A 14,847-nucleotide genomic window follows, 5' to 3' on the forward strand; every position below is an offset into this window, starting at 1 on the left:
CATGGACTTTGACTTTGCACTGGTACTGGTCGCGTTAACCTTTCTGGCTGCGCTTGGGTGGGTATATGACCGGGTTATGTTGTCTGCGAACCGTCGTCAGCGGATTGCTGTTGCGGCTGCGCAGGCAGCTGAGAACGGTACCTCACTTTCTGATGATACGCTCGACGGGCTGAATAAAGAAAATGCGCTGATTGATACTGCGCGGTCTTTATTTCCGGTGTTATTCATTGTCCTTATTCTTCGTTCTTTTTTGGTAGAACCTTTCCAGATTCCGTCCGGATCTATGCTGCCAACCCTTAAAATCGGCGACTTTATACTGGTTAATAAATGGGAATACGGGTTCCGTTTGCCGGTACTGGGTACCAAGGTTATTCCGATGAATGACCCGCAGCGGGGCGATGTGGTTGTTTTCAAATACCCTAAACAGCCGGCCATTAATTACATAAAGCGGGTAGTCGGTTTACCCGGTGACCGTATTAAGTACTTTAATAAAGTGCTATATGTTAATGATAAACCCCAGCCGCAGAAGGTGCTGGCGCAGCTGCCTCCGGGTAAGCCGGTGCGGGCGCTGATCGAAGAACAGCTGGGGCCGGTGACTCACGAAATGTATCGTGATCTGACTCCGCCAAGGATTGCGGCAGAGTGGGTAGTGCCGGAAGGACATTATTTCATGGTTGGGGATAACCGCGACAACAGTAACGACAGCCGTTACTGGGGCTTTGTGCCTGATGAGTTGCTGGTTGGTAAGGCGTTTGCAGTGTGGATGCACTGGAATACCTTCTTCTCTGTCCCTGACTTTGGTGATGCAAGGATGATTAAGTAACCTCGGAGAGGTCTGCAATATGAGACGACAACAGCGTGGTGCATCTTTTTTTTCAACCATGATGATTCTGATGGTCATCGGTATTTTTGCAGCCGTGGGCCTGAAGCTATACCCGGTTTTTTTTGATCATTACCTGATCAATTCAACGGTTGTTGATCTGACTGAAAATCAGTCAGAAATTGCCAAATCGAACCGGGAAATCCGGTTGTCGTTATCGAAACGTTTCCGCATAAATCAGGTTAAGCTGCCTTCAGAAGAAGCGCTGAAACTGGAACGGAACGAAGGTGTATTAACTATTACACTGAATTACCAGGTCGAAGTGCCAATGTTCTTTAACGTTGCTGCTTTGGTAAAGTTTGATGAGAAGTATGAAGTGATTCCCCGTTGATTATTAAGTCTGTCACAGAGCTGGCCCGAAAGCTGAATTACACCTTTAAGGATGAAAGTCTTGCTGAGCTGGCTGTTACCCACCGCAGTCATGGAAAGCGGAATAACGAGCGTCTGGAGTTTCTTGGCGATTCTATTCTGAATTTTGTGATCGCTGAGGCGTTGTTTAAACGTTTTCCTGAAGCGAAAGAAGGTCAGTTAAGCCGGTTGCGGGCACAGTTGGTTAAGGGTGAAACCCTGGCCGAGATCGCCCGTGAAATGAAACTGGGAGATTATCTGAAGCTGGGGTCCGGTGAGCTGAAAAGCGGCGGCTTTCGTCGTGATTCAATTCTGGCCGATGCGGTTGAAGCGATTATCGGTGCCATTTATCTGGACAGCGATATGGAGGTCTGCCGCGGTTACGTTTTGCGCTGGTATAAAGAACGTCTCGAGCAGACGAATTTGCAGAATACCCAGAAAGATTCCAAGACCCGCCTGCAGGAGTTTTTACAGTCCCGCCGGGTTGCTTTGCCTGAATACGAACTGATGTCCGTTGAAGGGGAAGCCCATCAGCAGACATTTTATATCCGCTGTACTGTGAGCCTGCTGGATAAACCTACCGAAGGAACCGGTAACAGTCGCCGTCAGGCGGAACAGGAAGCGGCCCGTGAGGCACTTGTTGAACTGAAAGTGGGTGTCGCATGAGCCGGGATCTGAGTTACATGCTGGCTGAGCCGAATGATAATCAGCATTGTGGATTTGTGGCGATCGTTGGCCGGCCTAACGTCGGTAAGTCGACGCTGCTGAATTACATTCTTGGCCAGAAGCTGAGTATTACTTCCCGTAAGCCTCAGACAACCCGTCATCAGATTTCAGGCATTAAGACTGAAGGGGACATTCAGGCGGTTTATGTCGATACGCCGGGTTTGCATAAAGACCAGGATAAAGCGATTAACCGCTACATGAATAAAGCGGCCAGTTCTGCACTCCGGGACGTGGATGCGGTGATTTTTATCATTGACCGTACCGCCTGGACAGATGAAGACCAGATCGTGTTCGACAAGGTTCAGGGGGCTAAATGCCCAGTCATTCTGGCGGTCAATAAGATTGATCAGCTGGAAGATAAAGAATCCCTGTTGCCACACCTGGCTGTGCTATCTGAAAAAATGGATTTTCAGGAAATCATTCCTATCTCTGCGGAGAAAGGCACCAATGTTGACCGGCTTGAAGCAGCGGTGAATGCGCAGCTGCCAAAAAGCATGCATTTTTATCCGGAAGATCAGATTACTGACCGCAGTTCCCGTTTTTTAGCGGCAGAACTTGTGCGTGAGAAACTGATGCGTAATCTGGGGGATGAGATCCCTTACGGTACGACGGTGGAAATCGAAGAGTTCGGCAGAAATGAGCGGGGCATCCTGGTGATTCATGCACTGATTCTGGTCGAGCGGGAAGGGCAGAAACGTATAGTTATCGGTGATAAAGGTGCCAAGATCAAAGGCATCGGGCGGGATGCCCGCATCGATATGGAAGATATGTTCGAGACCAAGGTCATGCTGAACCTGTGGGTTAAGGTCCGTTCTAACTGGTCCGATGATGAAAGGGCGCTTCGCAGCCTTGGTTATAACGATCTGGACTGATCTGACCCTCCGGCAGGCGGCTTAAGATGGCGTTTCAGGTAGATGCGCAGGCCGCTTATGTTTTACATAGCCGGCCTTACCGGGACACCAGTGCGCTGGTGGACTTCTTCACACTTGAGCATGGAAAAGTCAGTGCGGTCGTGAAAGGCGCCCGCAATCCCAAGTCAAAATTCCGTGCCGTTCTGCAACCGTTCACACCTCTGCAAATTAGCTGGCGGGGCCGCCAGGAACTGAAAACGCTGATCACGGCTGAAGCTGTTGCTGCGCCGGTTTTTCTGACCGGCTCTGCGCTGTTATGCGGTTTGTATGTGAACGAACTTCTGGAACGGTTGCTGCAAAATATTGATCCGCACCCCAGACTCTATGTTTATTATCAGTATGTGCTGAATGAGTTGCTTGACGGCACCGATATAGAGGTAGCGCTGCGGGTCTTTGAGCGTCAGCTGTTACAACAGCTGGGTTATGATTTTGATTTTACCCGCTGTCTCCCTGAACGGCACTATTATTATCATCCGGAACAGGGTTTTTGCCAGACCAGTCCGATGAATAAAGCAGCTCTGCCTGCCGAGCTACTGCAGGCGATGGGGCGGGAAGAATATACTCAGGCAGCCGTCAGAAAGGTTGCCAAGCGATTAATGCGTCAGGTGTTTGATCATTTACTCGGACATCAGCGTTTACGCAGCCGTGAGTTATTCACTAAAATAAGTATTCAGGCGGGTGCCGGCGATTAGCTGATAAGGGCTGATCATTTTTTTTTTTTGATTTTTTCCGGCTCAAAAAGAGTCCGGTGTATTAGGGGATTACAGTGGTCGAACCAAAACGCTTACTTCTTGGGGTGAATATTGATCATATCGCGACCTTACGTCAGGCGCGCGGAACACGTTACCCTGATCCGGTACAGGCTGCGGCGATGGCCGAAGAGGCCGGTGCAGACGGTATAACCGTACACCTGCGTGAAGACCGTCGCCATATTCAGGACCGTGACATCTATCTTCTGGCTGAAACACTGCAGACCCGGATGAATTTTGAGATGGCCGTCACTGATGAAATGCTGACGATTGCTGAAAAAGTAAAGCCATCCCATGCCTGTCTGGTACCGGAAAAGCGTGAAGAGCTGACCACTGAAGGCGGTCTGGATGTTGTCGGACAGGAAGATAAGGTAAAAGCCGCCTGTGACCGTCTGGCCAGTGCCGGGGTTGAAGCTTCACTGTTTATTGATCCTGATAATGCACAGATAGACGCCACCATCCGTTGCGGTGCCCCGGTCATTGAATTACATACCGGTGCTTATGCTGATGCAGAAACAGCAGAAGAGCAGGCAGCAGAGCTGGCCCGTATCCGTGAAGCCGCCAGCTATGCGTATCAAAAAGGTCTGATTGTGAATGCCGGTCACGGTTTGCACTATCATAATGTTGAACAAATCGCTGAAATTCCGGAGCTGACAGAACTGAATATAGGCCACGGCATTATTGCCCGGGCGGTGTTTGTCGGGCTGAAGGATGCTGTTTCTGAAATGCGTGATCTGTTACGGGTGACTCAGGCACGGGTACAACCGCTTCGTGATGCCCTTCAGAATGCTGAGTAAGAGCCATTTATGATTTGCGGTATCGGCACCGATATTCTTGAAATTGCCAGAATTGAAGCTGCACTGAACCGTACCCCTAAGCTGGCGGGCAGAATCCTGACCCCGGCGGAGCACGAGCAGTTTGCTCAGAGTGCTCAGCCGGCCAGATTTCTCGCCAAGCGTTTTGCCGCGAAAGAAGCGGCGGTTAAAGCGCTTGGCACCGGTATTGGGCACGGTATCGGCTGGCAGCAGTTCGAGATCGGTCACGATACACTGGGCAAGCCTCTGCTGGAGGTAACCGGAAATGCTCAGGCCCGAGCGACTGAGCTGGGGATCAGAAGCTGGCATGTGTCCTACAGTGATGAGCAGGCTCACGTGGTTGCGTTTGTGATTGCCGAAAGCTGACAGCTTTACCACTTTAGTAGCGATAAGATGCGCCTGTTTCACTTGAGCTTTGCGAATGGTGTCGTTAGTATCCGCTTTTAGAAATGCATTTTAAAAAATAGTTTTTTTATGCGAAAAAGTTATATTTATGCGCCCTGAAGTTCAGGGCCTGTCAGGTGACCTATGACGATTCAGTTCCCAACCATCGAAGATTATGTCGGCAATACGCCACTGGTGCGTTTACAGCGCCTCAATGTTGGCAAGGGCAATACCGTACTGTGTAAGCTGGAAGGTAACAACCCGGCGGGTTCGGTTAAGGATCGTCCGGCACTGAGCATGATTCAGCAGGCGGAAGACCGGGGGGATATTAAACCCGGTGATATTCTGATTGAAGCGACATCCGGGAACACCGGTATTGCACTGGCGATGGCTGCTGCAATCAAAGGGTATAAAATGAAGCTCATCATGCCTGACAATGGCAGTGAAGAGCGTAAAGCTTCAATGACGGCTTATGGCGCTGAGCTGATCACTGTGACCCCTGAAGAAGGTATGGAAGGGGCCCGGGACCTGGCATTGCAAATGCAGGCTGAAGGTCAGGGAGTGGTGCTGGATCAGTTTGCCAATCTGGATAACCCGGTTGCACATTATACCGGAACCGGCCCTGAAATCTGGCAGCAGACTCAGGGAGCCGTCACTCATTTTGTCAGTTCTATGGGTACAACCGGTACGATTATGGGAACTTCCCGTTATCTTAAAGAGCAGAATGCGGACATAGAAATTATTGGTCTTCAGCCCAGTGACGGTGCCTCAATTCCTGGGATTCGCCGTTGGCCGGAAGAATATTTGCCGTCTATTTTTGATGCTTCCCGGGTCGATACCGTGCTGGATATCGGTCAGGAAGAAGCGGAAAATACCATGCGTGCACTTGCCAAAGAAGAAGGCATCTTTTGCGGGGTTTCTTCCGGTGGCGCGGTAGCCGGTGCATTACGTATTGCTCAGCAGGTTGAGAATGCGGTGATTGTCTGCATTATCTGTGACCGCGGCGACCGTTATCTGTCGACCGGCGTGTTTAACCCTTAAGGTTGTTGATCTCTGTTTTAAAGGCAGCTTCGGCTGCCTTTTTGCGTTTTTGGATATCACTGAATAAAACTGAACTTGCTCGCTATCGAAGGTCATAAAGACTAAAATGTGCGCGCAGTCAGTAAGGGGTTTATAGGTATTTTGTATACGCTTACTGACGAAGAATAAGAATTATAAGTGTTTTTCTCAGGGGTAAATAAGCAAGCAGGGCATTGTCCTGCTGGCATAGAGGGAGTGGCGTGAGCCATGGTTAAAGTACGTGAAGATCATCCTATCCATGATGACGGCAGTGTTGACCTGGATTTATGGATAGAACGTTTGCAGGAACAGGTTGAGCTGGACGATGTAGAAGTCGTTCGGCAGGCCTGTGAGTTAGCTCAGAGTTTAAAAGAACAGGAAGCACCGTCCGAGGAGGCCTGGGCCGAAACTGAAGACAGTTATGTCACCGGTCTGAAAATGGCACAGATTCTGATTGAACTGAATCAGGATCAGGATGCGTTGGTGGCGGCGATTCTGTACCGCAGTGTTCGTGAACAGAAGCTGGCACTGGATGATGTACGCCGCCGTTTCGGTGCCAATATTGAAAAGCTGGTCGATGGTGTTCTGCAGATGGCGGCCATTGGCAGCCGGCAGAATCCCCGCCGTGAAAAGGTACTGGGGCAAAGTGGTAATCCGCTGGACAATGTCCGTCGTATGCTGGTCTCAATGATCGACGATGTCCGTGTGGTACTGATCAAGATCGCAGAACGTACCTGCGCGATTCGTGGTGTAAAGCAGGGCTCACGCAAGAAACGTTACATCGTGGCCCGCGAGGTTTTCGATGTGTATGCGCCGCTGGCGCATCGCCTCGGCATCGGGCATATCAAATGGGAGCTGGAAGACCTTTCATTCCGCTACCTCAAGCCAAATGACTATAAGCGTATTGCCGGTTTACTGGATGAAAAGCGTCTGGACCGTCAGGAATTTATTGATACGGTTCTGGAAATACTGCATACCGAGCTGGATAAAGCCAGTATCGAAGGTGATATGTCTGGCCGGGCCAAACATATCTACAGTATCTGGCGCAAAATGCAGCGTAAGAATATCGACTTTAATCAGGTATACGATATTCGGGCAGTGCGCATCCTGGTGCCGGAAATCCGTGACTGTTATACCGTATTAGGTATCGTGCATGGGCTGTGGCGCAACATTCCCCACGAGTTTGATGACTATATCGCCTCGCCTAAGGCGAATGGCTACCGCTCACTGCATACTGCTGTTTTCGGGCCGGATAATAAGGTTCTGGAAATCCAGGTGCGTACCCACACCATGCACGAAGAAGCTGAGCTGGGTGTGTGTGCTCACTGGCTGTATAAAGGGACTGATACTCAGTCTCACAGCAATTCTTATGAAGAGAAGATTGCCTGGTTGCGTCAGGTGCTTGAGTGGACTGAGGATCTGGGCGGCAGCGAAGAATTTTCCGATATGATCAGTGGCGACGTGACCCACGACCGGGTGTATGTATTCACGCCGGACGGTCATGTGGTGGACATGCCGTCTGAATCCACGCCGGTGGATTTTGCATACCGGGTACATACCGAAGTGGGCCACCGCTGTCGGGGAGCCAAGGTTAACGGAAGAATTGTTCCGCTGACCCGTCAGCTGCAAACCGGTGATCAGATTGAGATTCTGACGTCGAATGTTGAGCATCCTCGCCGGGACTGGTTAAACCCTAACCTGGGTTACATTACCAATTCCCGCTCCCGTGCCAAGGTACAGCATTGGTTTAAAGAGCAGGACAAAGACAAAAACGCTGCCGCTGGCCGGAAGATTATTGAACGCGAATTCCACCGTCTGGCCATAGAGCTGGCGGAAATTAACTTTAATCAGTTGGCTGAGCAGGTTAATTATAAAAACGCTGAAGATATGAATGCCGCGCTGGGCGCCGGTGACCTGCGCCTCTCGCAGATCATTAATGCCGCTCAGCAGCAGGTAGAAACCGAGCAGGCGGACGAGCAGCTTGATCTGGAATTGCCATCGTTTGCGGAGCAGTCATCAGAGACGTATGAAGGTATTAAAATCCGCGGTGTCGGTAATCTGCTTACGACTATTGCTTCCTGTTGTAAACCGGTGCCGGGTGATCCGATTATCGGATATATCACGTTGGGACGGGGTGTTTCGATTCACCGGGAAGACTGTAACAATGCCTTCCAGCTGCGCCAGAATGAAGCCGAACGTATCATTGAGGTTAGCTGGAGCGAAGAAGGCGAATCAACCTATCCGGTGGATATCTTTATTGAAGCATTTGACCGTTCCGGCTTATTGCGTGATGTGATGATGGTACTGGCTAATGAAGACATTAACGTCATTGCTGCGCAGACCCGCTCAGATAAAAAGAGCAACGTTGCCCAGCTTAGCCTGACCGTTGAAATCGGCCGTCTGGATTTACTGGGGCGGATAATGGATAAGATCAATCAGGTACCAAACGTCACCGACGTTCACCGTCAGCGTAACAGCGGCCTGTAAAGGCCGCTTCAGCAGGAAGTTTCATGAAACCCTATACTCTGGAAGATTTGCTCTATCTGATGAGCCGGCTGCGTGATCCTGAAACGGGCTGCCCGTGGGATGTGAAACAGGATTTTGCCAGTATCGTGCCGCACACACTGGAAGAAGCCTATGAAGTGGCTGATACCATCGAGCGGAAAGACTGGCCGCATCTGCAGGATGAACTGGGTGACCTGCTGTTTCAGGTGATTTTTTATGCCCAGTTGGGGAAAGAACAGTCCAGTTTTGATTTTGAAGCGGTTGTCGATGGTCTTGTTACCAAACTGATACGCCGTCATCCCCATGTATTTCCTGATGGGAATTTACGTGCTGAACGGCCTGCTGGCGAATTGTCTGATGCTGACATCAAAGCCAACTGGGAAGCGATTAAACGTCAGGAGCGGGCGGACAAACCGGTAGAGAAGGTGCGTGTACTGAATGATGTCCCGCGAGCGTTACCGGCACTGACCCGGGCCGAAAAACTGACCCGCAGAGCTTCACAGGTAGGGTTTGACTGGGGCGCAGCGTTGCCGGTTCTGGACAAAATTGAAGAAGAGATTACCGAGCTGCGTGAAGCCATCGCTGAAGGAAATCTGGATGAAGTGCGGGATGAGTTTGGCGACCTGCTGTTTGCCCAGGTTAATCTGGCCAGGCATTTAGGCATTAACCCGGATACTGCGTTACGGGGCTGTAATCAGAAGTTTGAACGCCGCTTCAATTATATCGAAGATCAGGTCGATTCAGGCAAAGGCGACTGGCATGCCTATACGCTGGATGAGCTGGACGAGTGGTGGGATGAGGCCAAAGCCAAAGGCCTGTAACCTCTGAGACTCAATACTTATGAAACGACCTCCGGTTAAATTTTTTGTTATAGCAGGGCTGATTGCTCTGCTGGCAGTCTGGAATCACTTCCGCGAATCCGATCAGCGTCAATTGCTGCTGGCAGAAGGTTTTATTGTGAGCCGTGAGCTGGATAGCTCCCCGGCGATTCTTATCAGTGAAGCCCGTCAGCAACTGGCGGTGCTGTATCCTGATGGTTTTGTGCGCAGCCCCTTCAGTGAGGTTTCCGCAGTGGCGATGGATTTTCAGCTGAACAAGCAGCAGGAACGTATGAACCGGCAGTTAGTCATCACGCTTCGTGATGCTGATTCAACGGAATGGCGGGTGCATTTTCAGAATGATCATCAGTTAGAATTGGCTAAATATACCTTGGATAAGCTGCTTTCTGACTGAGAATTTGCTGACAGATCCCCTCTGTCTGTTCGTCCTTAAGGCCTATTGTGCCCGTTTCAGAATAGAGTAGTATCGTAATCACATGCCCGTCTGAGGAGATTACGATGAATAGTCTGCACGAAGACCTTCGCGATGATGTAAGGATGCTGGGGGATTGTCTGGGGGAAATCATAGCAGCGCAACGTGGCGATGATTTTGTGGCAAAAATTGAACAGATCCGCCATCTGGCCAAGCAGGCAAGGGCCTCCGGGCAGCCTGCGGACAATGAGCTGCTGGAAGCGCTTAAACAACTCTCCGATGATGAACTGCTGGCTGTCGCCAGAGCGTTCAGCCAGTTTTTAAATCTTGCTAATCTCGCTGAAGAACACCACCGGGTGCGGCGCCGTTCAGGTATTCTCGATGCCTGCCACAGTGATTCTTTTTGTGGCTTGCTGGGCCGGCTGCTAGCGCAGGGGCTGAGTAAAGAAAAGATTGCAGAGCAAGTGAGTCAGCTGGATGTTGAGCTGGTGCTGACTGCGCATCCTACCGAAGTTAACCGCCGTACCCTGATTCAGAAATTTGATGCGATTACGGATTGCTTAAAACGCAATGACCGGGGAGAAGTGGTTGAACACCGGTTACGGGATCTGATTGCGCAGGCCTGGCATACCAACGAAATCCGTACCGAGCGCCCCACGCCGGTTGACGAGGCGAAATGGGGATTTACGGTCATTGAAAATTCTTTATGGCAGGCAGTTCCGGCATTTTTGCGCCGGCTTGACCGGCAATTGTTTGATGCCACAGGGCATCATTTACCTTTAGATGCTGCGCCGGTCCGGTTTGCTTCCTGGATGGGCGGCGACCGGGACGGTAATCCGAATGTGACCGCAGAAGTCACTGAACGGGTGCTGCTGTTATCCCGCTGGATGGCAACGGACCTGTACCTGAAAGATATCGAACAGTTACGTATTGAGCTCTCCATGGGGGCGTGTTCAGACGAGCTGCGGGCGGCTGTTGGTGACCATAAAGAACCTTACCGGGAGTTATTACGTAGGTTGCGTCAGCGTTTCCAAACCAGCCAGCAGTGTTTGCAGCAATGTCTGAGGGGGGAGCCGGTTGACCGTTATGAGATGGTTATTACCCGTCAGTTGGTTGAAGTCCCCTTATTACTGATCGACCGTTCGCTGCGGGCCAATGGGATGGCGGTAATTGCCGATGGGCTGCTGCAGGATATGCTACGGCGGGTGGCCTGTTTCGGAATGAATCTTGTGCGTCTGGACATTCGGCAGAATTCGGACCGCCATGAACAGGTCTTTTCGGAACTCAGTGAATATTATGATCTGGGTGACTATGCCAGCTGGACAGAAGCCGAAAAACAGGCCTGGCTGATCGGTGAACTGGAGAATAAGCGGCCGTTACTGCCTGCCCGCTGGCAACCAACCGCTGATGTCGCAGAGGTACTTGAAACCTGTAAGGTGGTCGCCCGTGAAGAGGCGGACTCGCTGGGCTCTTATGTGATTTCAATGGCCAGTCAGCCATCGGATGTACTGGCGGTCATCCTGCTGCTGAGAGAACAGGGTATTGAGCATAATATTCCGGTCGTGCCGTTATTTGAAACACTGGATGATCTGGATAATGCCCGTCAGTGTATTGGCCAGTTGTTAGATATTCCCTGGTATAAAGCCTATATCGGCGGGCACCAGGAAGTGATGATCGGCTATTCCGATTCCGCCAAGGATGCCGGTCAGCTTGCCGCTGCCTGGGGTCAGTACCGGGCGCAGGAAGCACTGACAGAATTGTGTCAATCCCACGGGGTACATCTGAAGCTGTTCCATGGGCGTGGTGGTACGGTAGGCCGTGGTGGTGGTCCGAGCCATACTGCCATTCTTGCGCAGCCTCCCGGGTCAGTAGATGGCAGTCTCAGGGTGACAGAGCAGGGGGAGATGATCCGGTTTAAGTTTGGTGTGCCGGAAATTGCCGAGCGCAATATGGAGCTGTATACCTCAGCCACGCTGGAAGCGACATTAAATCCTCATGCGCCGCCGAAAGATGAGTGGCGGGGGCTGATGACGCAGCTGTCGGGAACCGGTTTAAAGCATTATCGGGAAGTGGTACGCCATGATCCGCAATTTGTTGCTTATTTCCGGGCTGCGACGCCGGAACAGGAGCTGGCAAAACTGCCGCTGGGAAGCCGGCCGGCGAAAAGACGTGCCGATGGCGGGGTAGAAAGCCTGCGGGCGATTCCCTGGATCTTTGCCTGGACGCAGATAAGGCTGATGTTGCCGGCCTGGCTGGGGAGCGATAACGCCTTACAGGATGCTGTTGATCAACAGCAGTTGCCGCTGATTAATGAAATGCGGCAGCAGTGGCCGTTTTTCCGTACCTATATCGACATGCTGGAAATGGTGGTTGCCAAGGCGGATGGAAATATCGCGGCTTATTATGATAAGCGTCTGGTGTCAGATGAGCTGGCGGTATTGGGTGCTGATTTACGTTGCCGGCTGGCGCATACGATATCGCTGGTGAAACAGATTAAAGGTCAGCAGGCTTTGCTGTTGGAAAATCCTGTTATCCGACAGTCGATAGATGTTCGCAATCCTTATATTGATCCGTTGCATTTATTGCAGGCTGAGTTGCTCTACCGCGACAGAAACCAGCCAGATGAGCGGCTTGAACAGGCATTGATGATTACCATGGCAGGCATCTCCGCCGGGATGAGAAATACCGGATAACCGGGTTTCAGATCAAAACTGTCGTATCCGGGCAAGATGTTAGTCTATTAGGGGGTTGAACCCGGCTGCGGTTTTGACTAGCCTTGATGGCTTGTATTTGCTTTGGCAGTTTCAGCATTGCCAATTCAGAGCGAAGCGCCGGTGTCTGAGCAGATTTCACCGAGTTAAGCAGGGCTGGCGGTACGCGCAAATAATGCGTGACGTGCAAAAGTACGGACAACAGAATTATACTCCGGTTGCTACGGCAGCCGGGGTCCGGATTATTATAAATTGACGAGGAGCAATCCTGATATGCGTATCATTCTTTTAGGTGCCCCGGGTGCCGGTAAAGGTACTCAGGCACAGTATATTTGTGACAAGTACAGCATTCCACAGATCTCAACCGGCGATATGTTACGCGCGGCGGTAAAAGCAGGTACGCCTCTGGGTATTGAAGCTAAAAAGGTAATGGACGCTGGTGGTCTGGTATCTGATGACATTATCATTGGTCTGGTTAAAGAGCGTATTAAAGAAGCTGACTGCGTAAATGGTTGCCTGTTTGACGGTTTCCCGCGGACCATTCCTCAGGCCGATGCTATGAAGGATGCCGGTGTCGAGATTGATGCCGTGGTTGAAATCGATGTTGCTGACGAAGAAATCATCAAGCGTATGAGCGGTCGCCGTGTTCACCCGGGTTCTGGACGTACTTACCACGTGGTTTTCAATCCGCCTAAAGAAGAAGGCAAAGATGACGTAACCGGAGAAGATCTGGTTCAGCGTGATGATGATCAGGAAGAAACTGTACGTCTGCGTCTGGGTGTATACCATGAGCAAACTGCACCACTGGTTAGCTACTACAAGGGCTGGTCTGAAGAAGCGCCTGAGTCTGCGCCGCAGTATAAGTATATTGCCGGTGTTGGCAGCGTAGACGATATCAGGGATGCAGTATTTGCAGCACTGGATGCCTGATCAGAGCGTTTATAATGATGAAAAATGGGCCGGATGGCCCATTTTTTTTGTCTGATTTTCTTTTTTGTTGCTTAAGAGGGCTGAATTTTGCACAGCTTGAATCGTCCCTAACGCCTTTATATTAGGGAGGTTTAATTAAGAAGAAATGATTATGTGCAGAATAATGCACAGTTTTTTTGTGCTTTACGACTTATGTAACAGATTTTTTTGTGCCAGTGATAATTACTGGTTTCGCAAGCGAAAACCGAGGAAATATGCTGCTTTTAGCGGTGTTTAAACGGTCATTTAAGTTCCATAGTTTTTACCTGCCGGTCAGTTAGATGTTGTTTTTGTACTATATTTAACCGACGGTCGTGTTGCGCCTGAAAATACCTCATGTTATTAAATTGGGGTGTTTGAATAGCTCATCTTGAATAGATTTACCGTTTCAAGGCTGCACAACAATAATAAAACTGTGTTTGGACAAAACTATCGTGAGGACACTTTCAATGTTCAATAAAAAATTACTGACCGCCGCTGCAGTATCTGCGGCTCTTGCATCTTCTGCATCTTTTGCTGGCACTCTGGACAGCGTTAAAGAGCGTGGCTCCCTGCAGTGTGGTGTGAGCTCCGGTGTACCTGGTTACTCTGTACCGGACGATAAAGGTACCTGGACTGGCCTGGATGTTGACGTATGCCGTGCAATTGCTGCCGCTGTTCTGGGCGATGCCAGCAAAGTTAAGTATATCCCTCTGACAGCGAAAGAGCGTTTTACTGCACTGTCTTCCGGCGAGATTGATGTTTTATCCCGTACCACAACCTGGACTCTTACCCGCGACAGCCAGCTGGGTATTAACTTTGCCGGTGTAAACTATTACGACGGTCAGGGCTTCCTGGTGAAGAAAGATCTGGGCGTAAGCAGCGTTAAAGAACTGGACGGTGCAACTATCTGTATCCAGTCCGGTACAACGACTGAGCTGAATACTGCAGACTACTTCAATGCGAACGGTCTGGCTCACACACCGGTAACTTTCGATACTAACGATCAGGCGGCAACAGCATTTGATACCGGCCGTTGTGACGCTTTCACAACTGACTTGTCTCAGGCATTCGCACTGCGTTCACGCATGGGTGATCCAAACTCTGTTGTAGCGCTGCCAGAAGTTATTTCTAAAGAGCCTTTGGGTCCATCTGTTAAGCAGGCGGATGACCAGTGGTTCAACATGGTTAAGTGGTCTCTGAATGCAATGATCAACGCGGAAGAGCTGGGTATTACTTCTGAAAACGTTGATGACCTGAAAGCCAACAGCAAGAACCCAAGCATCCAGCGTCTGCTGGGCGGTTCTGAAGGTCTGTCTAAAGGTCTGGGTGTAGATGACGACTGGGCATACCGTATTGTTAAGCAGGTAGGTAACTACGGTGAGTCTTTCGACCGCAACCTGGGTGCAGGGTCTGCACTGGGTATCGACCGCGGTATCAACGCACTGTGGAACCAGGGTGGTTTCCTGTACGCGCCACCGATCCGCTAATTTAAATCATTAGCTGAAACCCCGGCAGGCTTATACCTGCCGGGGTCATCTTTTGAAATAAACCGTCTGA

Annotated in this window: 14 protein-coding genes; all 14 read left to right on the plus strand. The window is 50.6% G+C overall.

The genetic code is table 11. The features are described 5' to 3' along the window. The first annotated feature begins 1 nt into the window (after position 1). The 14 genes from lepB to PCI15_RS05485 all read left to right on the plus strand — a co-directional run bounded on the left by lepB (position 2) and on the right by PCI15_RS05485 (position 14,777). The gene (gene lepB / locus PCI15_RS05420) at positions 2-823 is read left to right on the plus strand and encodes a signal peptidase I (RefSeq protein WP_271273337.1); all 822 of its coding nucleotides are present in this window, start codon (positions 2-4) and stop codon (positions 821-823) included. A gap of 19 nt (positions 824-842) precedes the next feature. Then, the gene (locus PCI15_RS05425; protein ID WP_271273338.1) at positions 843-1,211 is read left to right on the plus strand and encodes a DUF4845 domain-containing protein; all 369 of its coding nucleotides are present in this window, start codon (positions 843-845) and stop codon (positions 1,209-1,211) included. Continuing rightward, positions 1,211-1,894, plus strand: a complete 684-nt coding sequence (gene rnc, locus PCI15_RS05430) for a ribonuclease III (RefSeq protein WP_271274581.1) — start codon at positions 1,211-1,213, stop codon at positions 1,892-1,894. Before PCI15_RS05425 ends, rnc begins: the two co-directional genes overlap by 1 nt. Then, positions 1,891-2,826, plus strand: a complete 936-nt coding sequence (era, locus tag PCI15_RS05435; protein WP_271273339.1) for a GTPase Era — start codon at positions 1,891-1,893, stop codon at positions 2,824-2,826. Before rnc ends, era begins: the two co-directional genes overlap by 4 nt. A 26-nt stretch (positions 2,827-2,852) precedes the next feature. Further along, the gene (gene recO, locus PCI15_RS05440; protein ID WP_271273340.1) at positions 2,853-3,557 is read left to right on the plus strand and encodes a DNA repair protein RecO; all 705 of its coding nucleotides are present in this window, start codon (positions 2,853-2,855) and stop codon (positions 3,555-3,557) included. A 74-nt stretch (positions 3,558-3,631) separates the two neighbouring features. Next, the gene (gene pdxJ / locus PCI15_RS05445; RefSeq protein WP_271273341.1) at positions 3,632-4,411 is read left to right on the plus strand and encodes a pyridoxine 5'-phosphate synthase; all 780 of its coding nucleotides are present in this window, start codon (positions 3,632-3,634) and stop codon (positions 4,409-4,411) included. Between the two features lie 9 nt (positions 4,412-4,420). After that, positions 4,421-4,795 (plus strand): holo-ACP synthase, encoded by a 375-nt coding sequence (gene acpS, locus PCI15_RS05450; RefSeq protein ID WP_271273342.1) that lies wholly within the window; start codon positions 4,421-4,423, stop codon positions 4,793-4,795. Between the two features lie 162 nt (positions 4,796-4,957). Beyond that, positions 4,958-5,854, plus strand: a complete 897-nt coding sequence (gene cysM, locus PCI15_RS05455; protein ID WP_271273343.1) for a cysteine synthase CysM — start codon at positions 4,958-4,960, stop codon at positions 5,852-5,854. Between the two features lie 246 nt (positions 5,855-6,100). Further along, positions 6,101-8,359, plus strand: coding sequence for a GTP diphosphokinase (gene relA, locus PCI15_RS05460; protein WP_271273344.1), 2,259 nt, complete (start codon positions 6,101-6,103; stop codon positions 8,357-8,359). 23 nt (positions 8,360-8,382) lie between these two features. Beyond that, positions 8,383-9,198, plus strand: coding sequence for a nucleoside triphosphate pyrophosphohydrolase (gene mazG / locus PCI15_RS05465; protein WP_271273345.1), 816 nt, complete (start codon positions 8,383-8,385; stop codon positions 9,196-9,198). A gap of 19 nt (positions 9,199-9,217) precedes the next feature. Beyond that, a complete protein-coding gene (locus PCI15_RS05470) occupies positions 9,218-9,610 on the plus strand; it encodes a hypothetical protein (protein WP_271273346.1) in 393 nt (130 codons plus the stop codon). A 104-nt stretch (positions 9,611-9,714) separates the two neighbouring features. Continuing rightward, entirely contained in the window at positions 9,715-12,321 is a 2,607-nt protein-coding gene (gene ppc, locus PCI15_RS05475) for a phosphoenolpyruvate carboxylase (protein ID WP_271273347.1), read from the plus strand. Positions 12,322-12,612: 291 nt separating this feature from the next. Continuing rightward, positions 12,613-13,269 (plus strand): adenylate kinase, encoded by a 657-nt coding sequence (gene adk / locus PCI15_RS05480; RefSeq protein WP_271273348.1) that lies wholly within the window; start codon positions 12,613-12,615, stop codon positions 13,267-13,269. A gap of 488 nt (positions 13,270-13,757) precedes the next feature. Further along, positions 13,758-14,777: an amino acid ABC transporter substrate-binding protein gene (locus tag PCI15_RS05485; RefSeq protein WP_271273349.1), complete on the plus strand. Its 1,020-nt coding sequence runs from the start codon at positions 13,758-13,760 to the stop codon at positions 14,775-14,777. The last annotated feature ends 70 nt before the right edge of the window (positions 14,778-14,847 follow it).

Origin of the sequence: Aliamphritea hakodatensis, assembly GCF_024347195.1 — a bacterium.
Classification (GTDB): Bacteria; Pseudomonadota; Gammaproteobacteria; order Pseudomonadales; family Balneatricaceae; genus Amphritea; species Amphritea hakodatensis.